17 protein-coding genes, 1 rRNA gene and 1 pseudogene are annotated in these 18,978 nt (G+C 64.3%); 11 read left to right on the plus strand and 8 right to left on the minus strand.

Going from position 1 to position 18,978, the window contains the following annotated elements:
* The 3 genes from ACIPG5_RS03445 to ACIPG5_RS03455 form a co-directional block, all read right to left on the minus strand.
* A 16S ribosomal RNA gene (locus ACIPG5_RS03445) occupies positions 1-353 on the minus strand; the annotation flags it as partial.
* A 564-nt stretch (positions 354-917) separates the two neighbouring features.
* The gene (locus ACIPG5_RS03450; protein WP_176517907.1) at positions 918-2,411 is read right to left on the minus strand and encodes a CoA-acylating methylmalonate-semialdehyde dehydrogenase; all 1,494 of its coding nucleotides are present in this window, start codon (positions 2,409-2,411) and stop codon (positions 918-920) included.
* Positions 2,412-2,484: 73 nt separating this feature from the next.
* On the minus strand, positions 2,485-3,831 hold the full coding sequence (locus ACIPG5_RS03455) for an aspartate aminotransferase family protein (protein WP_401373361.1): 1,347 nt from the start codon (positions 3,829-3,831) through the stop codon (positions 2,485-2,487).
* Between the two features lie 115 nt (positions 3,832-3,946).
* Between ACIPG5_RS03455 and ACIPG5_RS03460 the strand changes: the two genes are divergently transcribed.
* The 5 genes from ACIPG5_RS03460 (at position 3,947) to ACIPG5_RS03480 (ending at position 8,316) form a co-directional block, all read left to right on the plus strand.
* A complete protein-coding gene (locus ACIPG5_RS03460; protein WP_176517908.1) occupies positions 3,947-4,867 on the plus strand; it encodes a LysR family transcriptional regulator in 921 nt (306 codons plus the stop codon).
* Positions 4,868-4,957: 90 nt separating this feature from the next.
* The gene (locus ACIPG5_RS03465; protein WP_176517905.1) at positions 4,958-5,620 is read left to right on the plus strand and encodes a TetR/AcrR family transcriptional regulator; all 663 of its coding nucleotides are present in this window, start codon (positions 4,958-4,960) and stop codon (positions 5,618-5,620) included.
* 9 nt (positions 5,621-5,629) lie between these two features.
* Positions 5,630-6,214: a YigZ family protein gene (locus ACIPG5_RS03470; RefSeq protein WP_286912674.1), complete on the plus strand. Its 585-nt coding sequence runs from the start codon at positions 5,630-5,632 to the stop codon at positions 6,212-6,214.
* A gap of 363 nt (positions 6,215-6,577) precedes the next feature.
* Entirely contained in the window at positions 6,578-7,264 is a 687-nt protein-coding gene (locus ACIPG5_RS03475; protein WP_286912673.1) for an SDR family oxidoreductase, read from the plus strand.
* Between the two features lie 104 nt (positions 7,265-7,368).
* A complete protein-coding gene (locus ACIPG5_RS03480) occupies positions 7,369-8,316 on the plus strand; it encodes an adenosine deaminase (protein WP_176517902.1) in 948 nt (315 codons plus the stop codon).
* 8 nt (positions 8,317-8,324) lie between these two features.
* Here ACIPG5_RS03480 and ACIPG5_RS03485 read toward each other — a convergent pair whose 3' ends face one another.
* The gene (locus ACIPG5_RS03485; RefSeq protein WP_401373365.1) at positions 8,325-9,032 is read right to left on the minus strand and encodes a transcriptional regulator; all 708 of its coding nucleotides are present in this window, start codon (positions 9,030-9,032) and stop codon (positions 8,325-8,327) included.
* 471 nt (positions 9,033-9,503) lie between these two features.
* Here ACIPG5_RS03485 and ACIPG5_RS03490 point away from each other — a divergent pair, with 471 nt between their 5' ends.
* A complete protein-coding gene (locus tag ACIPG5_RS03490) occupies positions 9,504-9,701 on the plus strand; it encodes a hypothetical protein (protein ID WP_236193887.1) in 198 nt (65 codons plus the stop codon).
* Here ACIPG5_RS03490 and ACIPG5_RS03495 read toward each other — a convergent pair.
* Positions 9,652-10,833, minus strand: a complete 1,182-nt coding sequence (locus ACIPG5_RS03495; RefSeq protein ID WP_176517900.1) for a multidrug effflux MFS transporter — start codon at positions 10,831-10,833, stop codon at positions 9,652-9,654. The two genes, ACIPG5_RS03490 and ACIPG5_RS03495, sit on opposite strands and share 50 nt — an antisense overlap.
* A gap of 92 nt (positions 10,834-10,925) precedes the next feature.
* On the minus strand, positions 10,926-11,123 hold the full coding sequence (locus tag ACIPG5_RS03500; protein ID WP_176517899.1) for a heavy-metal-associated domain-containing protein: 198 nt from the start codon (positions 11,121-11,123) through the stop codon (positions 10,926-10,928).
* 146 nt (positions 11,124-11,269) lie between these two features.
* Here ACIPG5_RS03500 and ACIPG5_RS03505 point away from each other — a divergent pair, with 146 nt between their 5' ends.
* From ACIPG5_RS03505 to ACIPG5_RS03525, 5 genes and pseudogenes are all read left to right on the plus strand, one after another.
* Positions 11,270-11,656 (plus strand): hypothetical protein, encoded by a 387-nt coding sequence (locus ACIPG5_RS03505; RefSeq protein WP_176517898.1) that lies wholly within the window; start codon positions 11,270-11,272, stop codon positions 11,654-11,656.
* Positions 11,657-11,708: 52 nt separating this feature from the next.
* Positions 11,709-14,111: a heavy metal translocating P-type ATPase gene (locus ACIPG5_RS03510; RefSeq protein ID WP_401373368.1), complete on the plus strand. Its 2,403-nt coding sequence runs from the start codon at positions 11,709-11,711 to the stop codon at positions 14,109-14,111.
* Positions 14,108-14,512: a Cu(I)-responsive transcriptional regulator gene (gene cueR / locus ACIPG5_RS03515; protein ID WP_236236647.1), complete on the plus strand. Its 405-nt coding sequence runs from the start codon at positions 14,108-14,110 to the stop codon at positions 14,510-14,512. Before ACIPG5_RS03510 ends, cueR begins: the two co-directional genes overlap by 4 nt.
* 329 nt (positions 14,513-14,841) lie before the next feature.
* Positions 14,842-15,774: pseudogene (locus tag ACIPG5_RS03520) on the plus strand (sensor histidine kinase); the annotation flags it as partial.
* 129 nt (positions 15,775-15,903) lie between these two features.
* Positions 15,904-16,632 carry a methyl-accepting chemotaxis protein gene (locus ACIPG5_RS03525; RefSeq protein ID WP_373874196.1) on the plus strand — a complete coding sequence of 243 codons (729 nt, stop codon included), beginning with the start codon at positions 15,904-15,906 and terminating at the stop codon, positions 16,630-16,632.
* Positions 16,633-16,734: 102 nt separating this feature from the next.
* Here ACIPG5_RS03525 and ACIPG5_RS03530 read toward each other — a convergent pair whose 3' ends face one another.
* Positions 16,735-17,514, minus strand: a complete 780-nt coding sequence (locus tag ACIPG5_RS03530; protein ID WP_176517894.1) for a helix-turn-helix transcriptional regulator — start codon at positions 17,512-17,514, stop codon at positions 16,735-16,737.
* Between the two features lie 108 nt (positions 17,515-17,622).
* Positions 17,623-18,900 (minus strand): acetyl-CoA C-acetyltransferase, encoded by a 1,278-nt coding sequence (locus ACIPG5_RS03535; protein WP_176517893.1) that lies wholly within the window; start codon positions 18,898-18,900, stop codon positions 17,623-17,625.
* Positions 18,901-18,978 lie beyond the last annotated feature (78 nt).

Raw genomic sequence — 18,978 nt, forward strand, 5'->3', positions numbered from 1 at the left:
CACTGCTGCCTCCCGTAGGAGTCTGGACCGTGTCTCAGTTCCAGTGTGACTGATCATCCTCTCAGACCAGTTACGGATCGTCGCCTTGGTGAGCCTTTACCCCACCAACTAGCTAATCCGACCTAGGCTCATCTGATAGCGCAAGGCCCGAAGGTCCCCTGCTTTCTCCCGTAGGACGTATGCGGTATTAGCGTTCCTTTCGAAACGTTGTCCCCCACTACCAGGCAGATTCCTAGGCATTACTCACCCGTCCGCCGCTGAATCCAGGAGCAAGCTCCCATCATCCGCTCGACTTGCATGTGTTAGGCCTGCCGCCAGCGTTCAATCTGAGCCATGATCAAACTCTTCAGTTCAATACTGCTTGGGTTTTTAAGAAACCCTAAACTTGGCTCAGCAATCTCAAATGACTATGTGATTTCTCGCATGGCCACTTGTGATGCTGATAATCTTTTTGACTATCAGTCCGTACTCACAAGCACCCACACGAATTGCTTGATTCAATTTGTTAAAGAGCGTTTGGTTAAGAGCTTTTCGCCTCAACCGAGGCGCGCATTCTACGCTTTCCTCAGAGCCTGTCAAGCGTTTATTTTGAAGTTTTTCGCGAGAAACTCGTTTAGCTTCAAACACTTGGCTCGCTGCGATCTCTCGTAGCGGGAGGCGAATCATACAGCGCTTAGAAGCGCTGTCAACCACCTTTTCAACCGCTATCGATCAGTCGATCGAAGCACCTCCAGCACTACCTGGATTAAGTAACTCATTGAATCTCAAGGAGTTTCTCGTTCCGACTACGCTGGAAGTGGGGCGCATTATAAGGGGATTCGAAAGCCCGTCAAGGCTTAATTTCAAGAAACCTTAATATTGCTGAAAAACAAAGCGGGGCGGCCAAATGGCCGCCCCGCTTTTACTTGCATGCCTTATTAAAGGCTAGGGAACGCGAATTGCGACGCCTCATGGCTGGCACGCTGCGGCCAGCGCTGGGTGATCGCCTTGCGGCGGGTATAGAAGCGCACCCCATCCGGGCCATATGCATGCAGGTCACCGAACAGCGAACGCTTCCAGCCACCGAAGCTGTGATAAGCCACCGGCACCGGCAGCGGCACGTTCACACCGACCATGCCCACTTCGATCTCGTCGCAGAACAGGCGCGCGGCCTCGCCGTCACGGGTGAAGATGCAGGTGCCGTTGCCATACTCGTGATCGTTGATCAGCTGCATGGCCTGCTCCAGGCTGCTCACCCGCACGATGCACAGCACAGGGCCGAAGATCTCTTCTTTATAGATGCGCATCTGCGGGGTCACCTTGTCGAACAAGGTACCGCCCACGAAGTAGCCATCTTCATTACCCGCCACGCGCAAGCCACGGCCATCCACCACCAGCTTGGCGCCGGCGGCAACACCGTCGTCGATGTAGCCCACTACCTTGTCACGGGCAGCAGCAGTCACCAGCGGCCCCATGTCCAGGCCGCACGAAGTGCCGGCGCCGATCTTCAGCGCCTTGATCTGCGGCTCCAGCTTGGCGATCAGCGCATCGGCAACCTGGTCGCCCACACACACAGCGACGGAAATGGCCATGCAACGCTCACCGCACGAACCGTAGGCTGCGCCCATCAGTGCGCTGACGGCGTTGTCCAGGTCGGCGTCAGGCATCAGCACGGCGTGGTTCTTCGCGCCGCCCAGGGCCTGTACACGCTTGCCGCGCTTGGTGCCTTCGGCGTAGATGTATTCGGCAATCGGCGTCGAACCCACGAAGCTCAGGGCCTTCACTTCTGGCGCCTCGATCAACGCGTCCACGGCTTCCTTATCGCCGTGCACCACGTTGAGGATGCCCTTGGGCAGGCCGGCCTCGAGCAGCAGCTGGGCAATGAACAGCGTCGAGCTCGGGTCACGCTCGGACGGTTTGAGGATGAACGCGTTGCCGCAAGCGATGGCCAGCGGGTACATCCACAGTGGCACCATGGCCGGGAAGTTGAACGGCGTGATGCCGGCCACCACGCCCAGCGGCTGGAAGTCCGACCAGGCATCGATGTTCGGGCCGACGTTACGGCTGTACTCGCCCTTGAGCACTTCCGGGGCGGCGCAGGCGAACTCGACGTTCTCGATGCCGCGCTTCAATTCGCCGGCCGCGTCTTCCACGGTCTTGCCATGCTCTTCGCTGATCATCTGCGAGATCTTGGCCTCGTTCTGCTCCAGCAGTTGCTTGAAGCGGAACATCACCTGGGCGCGCTTGGCCGGTGGGGTGTTGCGCCAGGCCGGGAAAGCGGCCTTGGCGGAGTCGATCGCTTCCTGCACGGTTGCGCGGCTGGCCAGCTCGACCTTGCGTACCGCCTGGCCGGTGGAGGGGTTGAAGACATCGGCGGTGCGCTCACCCTTGGTAACCAGCTCGCCGTGAATCAGGTGCTGAACAATGCTCATGCATAACTCCAGATAAAGAAGGTTGAAGCCAGCGCGCGATCTGCTCGCGCGCCTTGCGTCAAAATCAGAAAGATCAGTCGATCTTGTTCAGGGTTTCACCGACCGCGTCGAACAGGCGGTCCAGTTCCTGCGGCTGGGTGTTGAAGGTTGGGCCGAACTGTAGAGTGTCGCCGCCGAAGCGTACATAGAAGCCGGCTTGCCACAGCTTCATCGCCGCCTCATACGGGCGCACGATGGCATCGCCATCGCGGGCGGCGATCTGGATCGCGCCGGCCAGGCCGTAGTTGCGGATGTCGACGATGTTCTTGGTGCCCTTCACGCCATGCAGCAGCTTCTCGAAGTGCGGCGCCAGCTCGGCGGCCGACTGCACCAGGTTTTCCTTCTGCAGCAGGTCGAGCGCGGCAATACCTGCGGCGCAGGCGACCGGGTGAGCCGAGTAGGTGTAGCCGTGGGGGAATTCGACGGCGTATTCCGGGGTCGGCTGGTTCATGAAGGTCTGGTAGATCTCGCTGCTGGCGATCACTGCGCCCATCGGAATGGCGCCGTTGGTCACCTGCTTGGCGATGCACATCAGGTCCGGGGTCACGCCGAACGCTTCGGCGCCGGTCATCGCGCCCATGCGGCCGAAGCCGGTGATCACTTCGTCGAAGATCAGCAGGATGTTGTGCTGGGTGCAGATTTCACGCAGGCGCTTCAGGTAACCCTTCGGCGGCGGCAGTACACCCGCCGAGCCTGCCAGCGGCTCGACGATCACGGCCGCGATGTTCGACGCATCGTGCAGCTCGATCAGCTTGAGCATCTCATCGGCCAGGGCGATGCCGCCCTCTTCCGGCATGCCCTTGGAGAAGGCGTTCACCGGCAGCACGGTGTGCGGCAGGTGGTCGACGTCCAGCAGCTGGCCGAACATCTTGCGGTTGCCGTTGACGCCGCCCAGGCTGGTGCCGGCGATGTTCACCCCGTGGTAGCCACGGGCACGGCCAATGATCTTGGTCTTGGTCGCCTGGCCTTTCAGGCGCCAGTAGGCGCGTACCATCTTCAGCGCGGTGTCGGCGCACTCGGAACCGGAATTGGTATAGAAGACGTGGTTCAGATCGCCCGGGGTCAGTTCGGCGATCTTTTCAGCCAGCTGGAACGACAGCGGGTGGCCGAACTGGAACGCCGGGGAATAGTCCAGGGTATTGAGCTGACGGGTGACCGCGTCGGCAATTTCCTTGCGGGTATGCCCGGCGCCGCAGGTCCACAGCCCCGACAGGCCATCGAAGATCTTGCGCCCCTTGTCGTCGACCAGGTAGTTGCCCTCGGCCGCCACGATCAGGCGTGGGTCACGGTGGAAGTTGCGGTTGGCGGTGTAAGGCATCCAGTGGGCATCCAGCTTGAGCTGGCTGGCGATACCGGAAGGAGCGGTTTCGGGCATGTTCATCGGCGGTTCCTCGAAAGACGAATAGGCAACGATGGATGTTGTTGCAGCTAAATTCGCACGCAGATAAAGTCTGAAAAAGCCTACATTTCTAATCTTCAGATAGAACAAGACTAAACTGATGAGCCGACGCCCCGATCCTCTGGCACAGGTCAGCGATTTCGATATCCGCCTGTTGAAAATCTACCGAAGCGTCGTCGAATGCGGCGGTTTCTCGGCTGCCGAGAACGTGCTCGGCATTGGCCGCTCGGCCATCAGCCAGCAGATGAACGACCTTGAACAGCGCCTGGGCCTGCGCCTGTGCCAACGCGGCCGCGCCGGTTTCTCGCTGACCGAGGAGGGTCGCGAGGTGTACCACTCGGCGCTGCAGCTGCTCAGCGCGCTGGAAACCTTCCGCACCGAGGTCAACGGCCTGCACCAGCACCTGCGCGGCGAGCTCAATATCGGCCTGACCGACAACCTGGTGACCCTGCCGCACATGCGCATCACCCATGCCCTGGCCGAACTCAAGGACCGCGGCCCGGACGTGCGCATCCAGATCCGCATGATCGCCCCCAGCCAGGTCGAGCAAGGGGTGCTCGACGGCAGCCTGCATGTTGGCGTGGTGCCCCAGACCAGCCCGCTCTCCGGCCTCGAATACCAACCCTTGTACAGCGAGCGCTCGCTGCTCTACTGCGCCGTCGGCCACCCGCTGTTCTATGCCGACGACCAGCAGGTCGACGATGAGCGCCTCAACAGCCAGGAAGCCATCGCGCCCACTTTCCGCCTGCCCGCCGATATCCAGGCGCACTACCAGGCACTCAACTGCACCGCCAGCGCCTCGGACCGTGAAGGCATGGCGTTCCTGATCCTCACCGGGCGCTACATCGGCTACCTGCCCGACCATTACGCCACGTTCTGGGTCCAGCAAGGCCGCCTGCGCCCGCTCAAGCCGGCCCAGCGCTTCTACGACCTGAGCTTGAGCTGGGTCACGCGCAAGGGCCGGCGGCCGAACCTGGTGCTGGAAAGCTTCCTGGAAAGCCTGGCTGCGACACGCTGATGCCTGCTTGTGCCGCTAATGCTTGTCACTTGCGCGCAGGCAGGTAATCTTGTCCGACATCCGTTGCCACAGACCTGTACGGAATCGTCCATGACCCTAGAAGTCCCTGCGCATCGCCTTTCCGCCTCGGGCAAGCCCGCCGGCCGCATCCGCCAGAAGAACGAACAGGCCATCATCCAGGCCGCCGAAGACGAATTCGCCCGTCATGGCTTCAAAGGCACCAGCATGAACACCATCGCGCTGAAGGCCGGCTTGCCCAAGGCGAACCTGCATTACTACTTCACCAACAAGCTGGGCCTGTACATCGCCGTACTGAGCAACATCATCGAACTGTGGGACAGCACCTTCAACGCCCTGAGCGTCGAGGACGACCCGGGCGAGGCGCTGAGCCAGTACATCCGCACCAAGATGGAGTTCTCCCGGCGCAACCCGCAGGCTTCGCGGATCTTCGCCATGGAAGTGATCAGCGGCGGCAGCTGCCTGACCGAGTATTTCAGCGCCGACTACCGCGAATGGTTCCGCGGCCGTGCTGCGGTGTTCCAGGCCTGGATGGATGCCGGCAAGATGGACCCGGTCGACCCGGTGCACCTGATTTTCCTGCTCTGGGGCAGCACCCAGCACTACGCCGACTTCGCCACCCAGATCTGCCAGGTCACCGGCCGCAGCCGCCTGACCAAGCAAGACATGGAAGATGCGAGCAGCAACCTTATCCACATCATTCTCAAAGGATGCGGCATCGCGCCGAGCGCCTGACTTCTCTATATGCCTTCTACCCTGCTCGACCTCTGCGAGTTTCGCGAGGAAATCCGCAAGAGCCGCTTCATCACCCTGGCCGGCCCGATCACCAGCGCCGCCGAGGCGATGAGCTTCATCGAACGCCACAGCGACCTCGCCGCCACCCACAACTGCTGGGCCTGGAAACTCGGTGCACAGTACCGCAGCAGCGACGATGGCGAACCCGGAGGCACCGCCGGGCGGCCGATTCTGGCCGCCATCGAGGCGCAGGATTGCGACCAGGTGGTGGTGCTGGTGATCCGCTGGTACGGCGGTATCCAGCTGGGCACCGGTGGCCTGGCCCGGGCGTATGGCGGCGGGGCCAACAAGTGCCTGCAACAGGCGCCGAAACGGCTGCTGGTGCAGCGCAGCGAATTTGCCTGCAGCTGCAGCTTCAGCGAACTGGCCCTGGTGAAGCTGCGCCTGGCCGAGGTGGATGGCCTGGTGCTGGACGAGCAGTTCACCGCCAATGGCGTTGACCTGCGCATTGCCGTCGGCGAAACCCACCTAGCTGCCTTGCAACAGCAATTGGCAGACCTGAGCCGCGGGCGAATCCTCCTCGAAGCGTGTTGAAGGTTGCACACAACAACTGTGGGCCCGCCTGTGGATAAGCTTGGGGCACTCACCTGCAAGCCTTGCCATTCAAGGCCTGCAGAGCATTGAGCATATTTTGATCACCGTTTGATGACAGTCGCAAGCGGTTGACTTGTCAAGTGTTGTCCACAGTCGAAAAGCCGGATGCCGTCATACCCTCACCCGCGCTTGCACACATTAACTGTGGATCAGCCTGTGGATAACCCGTTAGCCAACAAGCCAAGCGCCCGGCTCTGCACGGCCTTGACGCAACTGGTCAATTTTTAACCACCCTCGATGCAGGCGGATGTCCCAAGCCTGCAGTATCCTCAATGTCTTTTTCCCCGATAAAGGAATGGTCCCATGGCTGATTCAAAGACTGCCCTCATCATCGGCGCCTCCCGCGGGTTGGGCCTGGGCCTGGTGCAGCGGCTGCAGGAAGATGGCTGGCACATCACCGCCACGGTACGCGACCCCAAGAAACCCGGCGCGCTGGGTGAAGTTGCCGGTGTACGCATCGAGCAGCTGGAGATGAACGACACCGCCCAGCTCGATGGCCTGAAGCAACGCCTGCAAGGTGAAGTGTTCGACCTGGTGTTCATCAACGCCGGTGTCATGGGGCCCCTGCCCCAGGACCTGGAAAAGGTGCAGCAACCAGACATCGGCGCGCTATTCATGACCAATGCCGTTGCGCCGATCCGCGTTGCCCGTCGCCTGGCCGGCCAGGTTCGCCAGGGCAGCGGCGTGCTGGCGTTCATGAGCTCGATCCTGGGCAGCGTGACCATCCCCGACGGCGGCGAAATCTGCCTGTACAAGGCCAGCAAGGCCGCGCTGAACTCGATGATCAACAGCTTCGTGGTCGAGCTGCAACGCCCGGATCTCTGCGTACTGGCCATGCACCCGGGCTGGGTGAAAACCGACATGGGCGGCGAAAACGCCGAGATCGACGTGCTCACCAGTACCCGCGGCATGCTCGAACAGGTCAAGGCCCACAGCGGCAACGGCGGCCTGCGCTTCATCAACTACAAGGGTGAAACCCTCACCTGGTGAGCCGCCTCTGATCGGCGGTTGGCGCAATGCAGGCCTGGCCAAGCGCAATGCCTGGTCAGGCCCTGTAGAATGGCGGCAACCGTACCTGATTGAGATAGCCACCTATGTATGACTGGTTGAACGCCCTGCCAAAGGCCGAACTGCACCTGCACCTCGAAGGTTCGCTCGAACCCGAGCTGCTGTTCGCCCTGGCCGAGCGCAACAAGATCGCCCTGCCCTGGAACGACGTCGAAACCCTGCGCAGCGCCTATGCCTTCAACAACCTGCAGGAATTTCTCGACCTTTATTACCAGGGCGCGGACGTGCTGCGCACCGAGCAGGACTTCTACGACCTGACCTGGGCCTACCTGCAGCGCTGCAAGGCACAGAATGTCATCCACACCGAGCCCTTCTTCGACCCGCAGACCCACACCGACCGGGGCATCCCGTTCGAGGTGGTGCTCAATGGCATCAACCACGCGCTCAAGGATGGCCGTGAACAACTGGGCATCAGCAGTGGCCTGATCCTGAGCTTCCTGCGCCACCTCAGCGAAGAAGAAGCCCACAAGACCCTCGACCAGGCCTTGCCCTTCCGTGACGCGTTCATTGCCGTTGGCCTGGACAGCTCGGAAATGGGCCACCCACCGAGCAAGTTCCAGCGCGTGTTCGACCGTGCCCGCAGCGAAGGCTTCGTCGCCGTCGCCCATGCCGGCGAAGAAGGCCCGCCCGAGTACATCTGGGAAGCCCTCGACCTGCTGCAGATCAAGCGCATCGACCACGGCGTGCGCGCCATCGAGGACGAGCGCTTGATGCAGCGCATCATCGACGAGCAGATCCCCCTCACCGTGTGCCCATTGTCCAACACAAAGCTCTGCGTGTTCGATCACATGAGCCAGCACAACATCCTCGACATGCTCGAGCGCGGCGTGAAGGTGACGGTGAACTCCGATGACCCGGCGTATTTCGGTGGCTACGTGACCGAAAACTTCCACGCCCTGCACACCCACCTGGGCATGAACGAAGACCAGGCTCGCCGCCTGGCCCAGAACAGCCTGGATGCACGCCTGGTGTAACCGGGCCGTCAGCCCAGCTGCAACGTGCTGACCCGGGCAATGCGGTTGATCTGCTGGATACCTTCGGCGGAAATCTGCATTGCCCGCGTGCCTTCCGGCTCGCGCATCCAGCCAGACTGCAGGAACAGCGTGAGCAATGCACGCCCAAGGCTGCCCCCCAGATGCGGGCCCTGGTTGCTCCATTCGCTGCAGTGGCAGATCACGCAGCCTTGCTGCTGGCGTGGCGCCAAGGCGTCGATGTAGACCCCTATGCGCGCCAGCGCCAGGCGCCCTTCATCGCTGACCATCACCTGCCGCTCGCTGCCCTCCAGCCACCCCGCGACCACCAGGCGGTGGTACAGCTCGCCGGCCAGCTCACCCCCCAAGTGATCACCACAACGCCGCGCCCGGCGCATCGACATCGGCATCTGCGCAGGCTTGGCGCGCTGCTGCCCATCACTGCCGAGCTGCACACTGGCCAACGCTTCGACGGCTGCTCCGACCTGGGGCGTGGCCAGCCTGAAGTAGCGTTTGCGGCCCCGCGCTTCGAGCCTGAGCAAGCCTGCCGAAGACAGCAGCGACAGGTGCGCGCAGGCAGAGGATGAGGACAAGCCGGCCATCATCGCCAGTTCGTCGGTCGGCCGCGGCGTGCCATCGATCAACGCCCACAACATCGCACTGCGCTTGGGGTCGGCCATCAGGCCGGCAATCTGACTGATACTGCTGACTGCATTCATGTCCTGTAACTCCCTGCAAATCACATCTGATTTCCAATGGCCAACCGTGGCAACGCCGATCGCCCTCGGCAGGTGCCAGCCGCGGCGCTCGCCCCGCAGTATAAGCCGCACGCAGGCCCGCCCCGCAGGCGGGCCACGGGCGGCGCAGGCAAAGTGAATGTGGGTAGGGGAACCCTTGAGCGCCGAGCATGGCAAGGCGGCTGGGGCACAATGGCCCGTCAGAGGAAGGAAGCCGCCGGCTGGCAGGGAAGAAACAGCGCAGGAGGAAGAATGGCCCCAGGCATCGCAAGGACTATGCCGACAGCGCCCTTCCTCAAATAACGCAGATTAAAGCGAACCTTCTACACGCTTGCAGGCCTTGCAGCGGCCCGCACCTTGACCGCCAGTCAGAACACTGCACCAAGCCATGGCGAGGGGGCACTGCGGCGCTACACTAGTCCCGCTCTCCCCCCAATTCGAAGGTATGCCGCGATGAAGATTGTCGTCAGTGCGTCAAACCGCAACCCCAACTGCCCATGGCAGGTGAGGCTCGACCAACATGTGGTGAGCTTTCGCAGCGAGGCCGAAGCACGTGCCTTCGTCGCCACCCTGGAAACCCGCCTGCAGGCACCTCATGCGCTCATGCCGGACGCCTGGCCTGCAAACCCCGGGTCAGTAGCGCGACACTGACCACCAGTGCCCCGCACAAGCTGATCACCAGGGTCATGGGCACCGCGCTGCCATCGTGCAGCAGGCCGACCAACGCTGCCGCTGCGGCGGCGACGCTGAACTGCAGGCAGCCCATCAACGCCGAAGCGCTGCCGGCCCGCGCCCCCTGGCCGCTCATGGCGCAGGCCGAGGCGTTGGGGATGATGCAGCCAAGGCTGGCGATGCAGACGAACAGGGGCAGCAAAAGTGGCCACAACTGCGCCGGGCGCATCGCGGCCACGCCGAGCATCACCAACCCCGCCGCCAGGTACACCCACACCGCCCGCACCAGCAGGAACGCCGGGCCGCGCTTGGCCAGCAGGCGAGCATTGACCTGCGCGACCAGGATGAAACCCGCCGCATTGGTGCCGAACAGCCAGCCGTAATGCTCTGCCGGCACGCCATAGAGTTTGATAAATACGAAAGGTGAACCGGCGATGTAGGCAAACATCCCGGCGATGGCGATACCGCCGGTCAAGGCATGGCCGATGAACACGCGATCGGCCAACAGCCGCATGTACTGGCGCAGCGCCCCCGACAGCGGCTGGCGCGGGATGTGCGCCGGCAAGCTCTCCGGCAGGCCCAGGCTCACCGCCAGCAGGCAGGCCGCACTGAACAGGCTCAAGGCGAGGAAGATCGACTGCCAGCCTGCCACGTTCACCAGCACGCCGCCGAGCATCGGCGCAAGGATCGGCGCCAAGCCCATCACCAGCATCAATTGCGAGAACACCTTGGCCGAAGCCACCGGGTCGCACTTGTCACTGACGATGGCCCGCGACAGCACCATGCCGGCACAACCGCCCAACGCCTGGACGAACCGCGCCAGGATCAGCGTATCGAGGTTGGGCGCATAGGCGCAGGCCAGCGACGCCAGGGTGAACAGCCCCACACCGAACAACAGCGGCTTGCGCCGGCCGAAGCGATCGGCCACCGGGCCATAGGCCAGCTGGCCGAGCGACAGGCCAAGGAAGTACGCGGCCAAGGTGGCCTGTACATGTTTTTCGTCGGTGGCGAACGCCTGCGCCATGGCCGGGAAGGCGGGCAGGTAGAAGTCGATCGCCAGCGGCCCGAACGCACTCAATGCGCCCAGGATCAGCACCATTCGCAGGTTCATCAGGAATCCATAGCAGGCTAAGCAAGCGCGTAAGTCTACCTGCAGTGGACCCCTTCAGGATGAAAACATTTGCAACAAAACAGCCCCAGGGCTCAGGCCACCTCGGCCTGGTAACCCTCTTCACGGATTGCCGCCAGCAGCTGCTCGGGCGCCAATGCACTGTGCACGCGCACCTCCTTGGCGGCCAGGTCGACTTCCACCTGCGCCTGCGCATCCTGCTCCTGTACCGCGCGGGTCACCGCTTTCACGCAATGGCCGCAGGTCATGCCTTGGACGTTGAACACTTGCATGGGTATTGCCTCCTTGTGGGTTTTGCCCAGTTTCAAGCTTGCCATCGGGGCAAGGTCAAGTTCTGCGGCCAACGGCCGGGCTGGAAATCTGCGCAGACCTCGGCCAAGCTGCGCCTTTGACGATTCAGGCAAGCAGGAGATTTTCCATGTTCAGGGCAGCAGCGAGCGTTGTCGGGCTACTGGGTGCGCTGGCGGCAGTGCCGCCGGCCTTGGCCGAGGGCAATTCGGACTACAGCGTGCTGATCATTTCCCGGGAGCGCCTGGAAGTGGCCACCAGCTGCGAAATCGGCATCTACCTCAACGACCAGCTGTCCGGGCGAGTATTCCAGGAGCAATCGGCCTCCTTCAACCTGCCGCCAGGCCCGGTCGATGTGCGCCTGCGCCTGCTGCCCGGGCAGATGCCCGGCTGCGCCCCAGGCATCGAGGACCAGCGCAGCACGCGCCTGAACCTGCAGGTGGGCCAGATCAACAAATACCGCATTGCCATGGGCCACAATGGGCTCGAGTTGAAGCGAGCCGGCCTGGGCTATTGACCTTCCCCGCATGGCAAGGTTGATGCTGCAGGCCAGTCCACGGAGGAAAGCCATGCCCGCATCCACCACTTTCGACCTGCCGATCTCCGGCATGACCTGCGCCAGCTGTGCTGGCCGTGTCGAGCGCGCCCTGCGCAAGGTCAGCGGCGCCGAACAGGTCAGCGTCAACCTCGCCACCGAACAAGCCCGCGTCCAGGCCCCGGCCGGCAGCCTGCCGGCCCTGGTCGATGCCGTGCGCGGCGCAGGCTACGGCGTCCCCACCCGCACCCTGGAACTGCAGATCGGCGGCATGACCTGCGCCAGCTGCGTCGGCCGTGTCGAACGCGCCCTTGGCAAGCTGTCGGGCGTCGAGCAGGTCAGCGTCAACCTGGCCAGCGAACGCGCCCACCTCGAAGTGCTCCAGGCCCTCGATGACCAGCTGCTGATCGCCGCCGTCGAAAAGGCCGGCTACAGCGCCAGCCTGCCCCTGGCGCGCCAGGATGAGCAGCAGGCCGCCCAGCGCCGCTTGCGCAACGAACGCCTGGCAGTCAGCGCTGCCCTGTTGCTGGCGCTGCCCCTGGTATTGCCGATGCTGGTGCAACCGTTCGGCCTGCACTGGATGCTGCCGGCCTGGGCGCAATTCCTGCTGGCAACGCCGGTGCAGTTCATCCTCGGCGCCCGCTTCTACGTGGCAGCCTACAAAGCCGTGCGTGCCGGTGCCGGCAACATGGACCTGCTGGTAGCCCTGGGCACCAGCGCAGGGTACGGCCTGAGCCTGTACCAATGGGCCCAGGCGCCGGCTGGCATGGAGCCGCACCTGTACTTCGAAGCCTCGGCGGTGGTGATTGCCCTGGTGCTGCTCGGCAAGTACCTGGAAAGCCGCGCCAAACGCCAGACCGCCAGCGCCATCCGCGCGCTCGAAGCGCTGCGGCCGGAGCGCGCCGTGCGCCTGGTCGAGGGCCGTGAAGAGGACGTCGCGATCGCCCAGCTGCGCCTCGGCGACCTGGTGCTGGTCAAGCCCGGCGAGCGCTTCCCGGTGGACGGCGAAGTGGTGGAAGGCAGCAGCCACGCCGACGAGGCGCTGATCAGCGGTGAAAGCCTGCCCGTGCCCAAGCAACCCGGCGACAACGTGACCGGCGGCGCCATCAATGGCGAAGGCCGGTTGCTGGTGCGCACCCAGGCAGTCGGCACGGAAACGGTCCTGGCGCGCATCATCCGCCTGGTCGAAGACGCCCAGGCAGCCAAGGCGCCGATCCAGAAGCTGGTTGACCGGGTCAGCCAGGTATTCGTCCCCGCGGTACTGGTGCTGGCGCTGCTCACCCTGCTCGGCTGGTGGCTGGCCGGTGCGCCGCTGGAAACCGCACTGATCAACGCAGTCGCCGTGCTGGTGATCGCCTGCCCGTGCGCCCTGGGCCTGGCCACGCCCGCAGCCATCATGGCCGGCACCGGCGTCGCCGCGCGCCACGGCATCCTGATCAAGGACGCCGAAGCCCTGGAACGGGCCCACGCAGTGAACCGGGTGGTGTTCGACAAGACCGGCACACTCACCTCGGGTAGCCCTCGGGTGGTACACAGCCAGGCGCTGGGGGGCGACACCGCCGAGCTGCACCGCCTGGCCGGCGCGCTGCAACGGGGCAGCGAGCACCCCTTGGCCAAGGCGGTGCTGGAGGCCTGCAGCGAGCAAGGCCTGGAGGTTCCGGCAGTAACCGACAGCCAGTCCCTCACCGGCCGCGGCATCGCCGGGCGGGTGGAAGGCCGCGAGCTGGCCCTGGGCAACCGCCGCCTGCTCGACGAAAGCGGCCTGCAGCCCGGTGCCCTGGCCCCGATGGCGCAGGCCTGGGAAGCCGAAGGCCGCACCTTGTCGTGGCTGATCGAACAAGGTGCGCAGCCCCGCGTGCTGGGCCTGTTCGCCTTTGGTGACAGCCTCAAGCCCGGCGCCGAGCAAGCCATCACCACCCTGCACGCGCAACACATCTCTAGCCACCTGCTGACCGGCGATAACCGCGGCAGCGCCAAGGTGGTGGCCGAGCGCCTCGGCATCGACGACGTGTACGCCGAAGTGCTGCCGGCCGACAAGGCCGCCACGGTCGCGGCCTTGAAGCAGGACGGCGTGGTGGCGATGGTCGGCGACGGCATCAACGATGCCCCGGCCCTGGCCGCCGCCGATATCGGCATCGCCATGGGCGGTGGCACCGACGTGGCCATGCAGGCCGCCGGCATCACCCTGATGCGCGGCGACCCGCGGCTGGTGCCTGCGGCCCTGGAAATTAGCCGCAAGACCTACGCGAAAATCCGTCAGAACCTGTTCTGGGCGTTCATCTACAACCTGATCGGTATCCCCCTGGCCGCACTGGGTTACCTCAACCCGGTGCTGGCAGGCGCCGCCATGGCGCTGTCCAGCGTCAGCGTGGTCAGCAATGCCCTGTGGCTGAAAACCTGGAAACCCACCAGCACCTCGCAGGAGGAGGCCCCATGAACATCGGCCAGGCCGCGCGCCGCAGCGGGCTCAGCACCAAGATGATCCGCTACTACGAATCCATCGGCCTGCTCAAGCCGGCCACCCGCAGCGACAGCGGCTACCGCCTGTACCAGCCGCAGGACCTGCACAGCCTGGCGTTCATCAAGCGCTCGCGCGACCTGGGGTTCTCCCTGGAGGAAGTGGGCAAGCTGCTGACCCTGTGGCAGGACCGCCAGCGCGCCAGTGCCGATGTCAAGGCACTGGCCGTGCAGCACATCGACGAGCTGAACCGGCGCATCGAGGAGTTGGTCAGCCTGCGCGATACCTTGAGTGAGCTGGCCGCCCACTGCCAGGGCAATGACCGGCCCGATTGCCCGATTCTCAAAGACCTGGCCAACGGCGGCGAGTGTTGCCATTGAGGCATTTGGCCAGTTGGTCAGCTATTTGGTATGCCATATTAGCCTAGTACCGACCGAATAGTCGCCAAATGCGGCTTCGCGCAATAAATACGGGCATTTTCGCTCAAAAAATCCCGGACGCTGCCGATGCATGAAGCATCGCGTGTCGATAAAAACAAACTCCGGGAGCGTCGATGAACATCAAACAGAAACTGACCTGGGCATTCGCGGTCATCGCCGCGCTGCCCATCGTCCTCGTGGCCACCCTGGTGGTCATCAACCTGCGCGGCGAAGCCCGCGACGGATTCCTCGACAGCAGCAGCCGCGAGATCCGCCAGGTCAGCAATGCCATGAACCTGTTCTTCCAGGGCATCACCCAGAACGTCGACTACCTGGCCAGCCTGCCAGAAGTCACCGGCGCGGGTGCCGACATCAAGAAGCACATCAGCGCCGATGCCGCGCAGATCCCTACCGGCGAGCAGGACAAGGTGCTGTTCGAGCTGTTCACCCGCCTGGCCAACAGCCATTCGGACTACGCCTACGTGTCCTACGGCCTGAAGGACGGCGGCTACGCGTTCTGGCCCGGCGACCCGAGCATGAGCAACTACGACCCACGCACCCGCCCGTGGTACCAGACGGCCATGGCCAACCCCGGCAAGACCCTGCGCACCGCCCCGTACTACTGGGCAGGCGATGACGCGGTGCTGGTCAGCACCGTGCGCGCCGTCGCCAACCAGCTCGGCAACCCCGGTGGCGTGGTCAACATCGACGTGTCGCTCAAGGGCCTGACCGAGATCGTGCAGCAGATCAAGCTGGGCGAAAGCGGCTACCTGATCCTCATGGAAAACAACGGCAACGTGATGGTCGACCCGCGCGATGCCAGCCACAACTTCAAGCAGCTGGCGAGTTTCGGCGAGGGCTATGCCGAGCTGGCCAAGGCCGGCAAGGGCCTGGTCGAAGTCGACCTGGGCGGTGTGCGCTACATGGCCAACGTCTACCCCGACGAGAAACTCGGCTGGACCTTCATCGGCCTGATCCAGCAAAGCGAAGTGATGCAGACCACCACCCGCCTGACCTGGCTGATCGGCACCATCGCGCTGGTGCTGGCGGCTCTGTTCGCCGTGGTCGGCACCGCCTTCGCCAAGCTCATCGTGCGCCCGATCAACAGTGTCACCAGCGGCCTGGAAGACATCGCCCAGGGCGAAGGCGACCTGACCCGCAACCTCGATGTGCGCGGCCGCGACGAAACCGCGCAACTGGCCAACTGGTTCAACCAGTTCCTCGGCGCCATCCGCAGCCTGATCCAGCACATCGGCTCGGCCGCCAGCAAGATCCTCAGCACCTCCAGCAGCTCGACCCGGGTTTCCAGCGACATGGCCGAGGCCGCCGGGCGCCAGCGCGAGGCCGTGGACATGGTGTCCACCGCGTTCCACGAAATGGTCGCCACCGCCAACGAAGTGGCGCGTTCCTGCAGCCAGGCCGCGCAATCGGCCGACAGCGGCCAGCAACAGGCGCGCGAAGGCCAGCAGCAGATCGATGCGGCGGTGCACAGCGTCGACCGCCTGAGCCAGGAAATCGAACAGTCGGCCCAGTCGATCCAGCAGCTGGAGCGCGACAGCAACGCCATCCAGTCGATTCTCGGCACCATCCGCTCGATCGCCGAGCAGACCAACCTGCTGGCCCTCAACGCCGCGATCGAGGCCGCCCGGGCAGGCGAACAAGGCCGCGGCTTTGCCGTGGTGGCCGACGAAGTGCGTGCGCTGGCCAAGCGCACGGCCGACTCCACGGCAGAAATCGACGGCCTGCTGGGCAACCTGGCCAGCCGCACCGCCGAGGTGGCCGAGCAGATGCACGCAAGCCTGGAAGTGTCGCAGCAGTCGGTCAGCCGCATCGGCCTGGCCCGCGACAGCTTTGGCCAGATCCGTGAGTCGGTGGACATCATTCGCGACATGAACACCCAGATCGCCACGGCGGCGGAAGAGCAGCACCAGGTGGCCGAGGACATCAACCGGCATATCAGTCAGATCCATGGCGATGCACAGTTGGTGGCGGAACTGGCCCAGGCCGCGCGGCAGGATTCGGAGAGCCTGGCCGGGTTGTCCAACGAGCTGGATTCGCTGGTGCGGCGTTTCCGCACCTGACCTGCAGTGCCCCATCGCCGGCAAGCCGGCTCCCACAAGTACTGCGCATGCCGCTGTACCTGTGGGAGCCGGCTTGCCGGCGATGGGGCCAGTACAGGCAACCTACAGCTTCAACTCACCCGGCGTAGCGCCAAACAACTGCTTGAAGGCAGCGATGTAGGCCGAGGTCGAGTCATAACCACACCCCAGCGCGGCCTCGGTCACGCTCTCCCCCGCCTCCAGCAACGCCAGCGATGACAACAGCCGCATCCGCTGGCGCCAGTTGCGAAAACTCAAGCCGGTTTCCCGCTGGAACAGGCGCATCAAGGTCTTCTCCGAACAGCCCAGCTGCAGCGCCCATTGCTGCAAGGTCTGCAGCTGGTCCGGCGCGGCGATCAGGCCATTGCACAGCGCCAGCAGCCGCGGATGACGAGGCAGGGGCAGCGAGAAACTCACTTCAGGCAACGTGCGCAACTGGTCGAGCAACACCGCCACCAGCCGTGCCTCGCTGCTGTCACCCTCCGGGTAATGCGCCGGGTACAGGCAGAACTGCTTGATCAGCTCGCGCGCCAGGGGCGTCACCTCCAGCACCCGGCACTGCGCCGCAGCCCAGGGGCAGGCGTCGCGGCGGATATACAGGCTGCGCATTTCGGCCTGCCCGGTGGTCACCACTTCGTGCTCGGCATCGGCCGGGATCCACACGCCCCACTGCGGCGGGGCGAAGTAGCTGCCGTCGCGGGTGTACACACCCAGCACGCCGCTGATGGCGTAGGAAAACTGCACCCAGTCGTGGCTGTGGCAAGTGGTCCAGGAGCCCGCGCCGAGGCTTTCGGCGCGGGCATAGAGAGGCCTGGGCAGGTGGTCCAGGGCGGGGATGGCGCGGGGGTGTCCGATGCTCGGCATGGTGGTTTCTTATAATTCCGACCAGACAAGCCTAACACCTGCGGCCACGCTGTCGCCCCTTTCGCCGGCTGTGGGAGGCGGCTTGCCGGCGAAGGGCGCGACGCGGTCTCAGCGCTCCACAATCATGGTCACGCCCTGCCCCCCCGCCGCACAGATCGAGATCAGCCCACGCCCCTTGCCCGCCGTCGCCAACAGCTTGGCCATGTTGGCCAGGATCCGCCCGCCGGTGGCGGCAAACGGGTGCCCTGCCGCCAACGAGCTGCCCTTGACGTTGAGCTTGCTGCGGTCGATCGCCCCCAGCGCAGCATCAAGCCCCAGGTGCGTGCGGCAGTACTCGGCATCTTCCCAGGCCTTGAGCGTGCACAGCACCTGGGCGGCGAAGGCTTCGTGGATTTCGTAGTAGTCGAAGTCCTGCAGCGTCAGCCCATTGCGCGCCAGCAACCGCGGCACGGCGTACACCGGCGCCATCAGCAGGCCTTCCTGCCCTTTGACGAAATCCACCGCCGCCGTTTCACCGTCGACCACATGGGCCAGCACTTCGAGCCCATGCGCCTGGGCCCATTCCGGCGTGCCCAGCAGCACCAGCGAAGCGCCATCGGTCAGCGGCGTGGAGTTGCCGGCGGTCAGCGTGCCCTGGCCGCTGTGGTCGAACACCGGCTTGAGCTTGGCGAGCTGTTCCAGGTCCAGGTCCGGGCGCAGGTTGTTGTCACGCGCCAGGCCCAGAAAAGGTGTGAGCAGGTCGTCCTGCCAACCCTCGGCGTAGGACGCGGCCAGGCGCTGATGGCTGAGCAGCGCCAGCTCGTCCTGTTCGGCCCGGCCAATCTGCCAGGCCTGCGCCATGCGCTCGCAATGCTCGCCCATCGACAGCCCGGTGCGCGGCTCGCCATTGCGTGGCAGCTCCGGCTTCAAATGGGCCGGGCGCAGTTGCAGGAAGGGTTTGAGCCGCTCGCCCAGGGTCCTGCCGCGGTTGGCTTGCAGAAGGATGCGGCGCAGGCCCTCGCTGACGGCGATCGGCGCGTCGGAGGTGGTGTCCACGCCGCCGGCAATGCCCGATTCGATCTGCCCCAGGGCAATCTTGTTGGCCACCAGCAACGCCGCCTCCAGGCCAGTGCCGCAGGCCTGCTGGATGTCGTAGGCGGGCGTGCGCGGCGACAGCCGCGAGCCGAGCACGCACTCGCGGGTCAGGCTCATGTCACGTGAATGCTTGAGTACCGCACCCGCCACCACCTCGCCCAGGCGCAGCCCATGCAGGCGGTAGCGCTCGATCAGGCCTTCGAGGGTGACGGTGAGCATCGCCTGGTTGCTGGCAGTGGCATAGGCGCCGTTGGAGCGGGCAAAGGGAATTCGGTTGCCGCCCAGGATCGCGACCCGGCGAAGTGAACGCATGCGTGGATTCCTCCTGAAACAATTGGGTCCGTACAGCCTAGGTGTTTTTACCGCATTCGAACGACCTTGCCACAAAGT

This window comes from Pseudomonas sp. NPDC087029, from assembly GCF_044745345.1.
Classification (GTDB): domain Bacteria; phylum Pseudomonadota; class Gammaproteobacteria; order Pseudomonadales; family Pseudomonadaceae; genus Aquipseudomonas; species Aquipseudomonas faucium.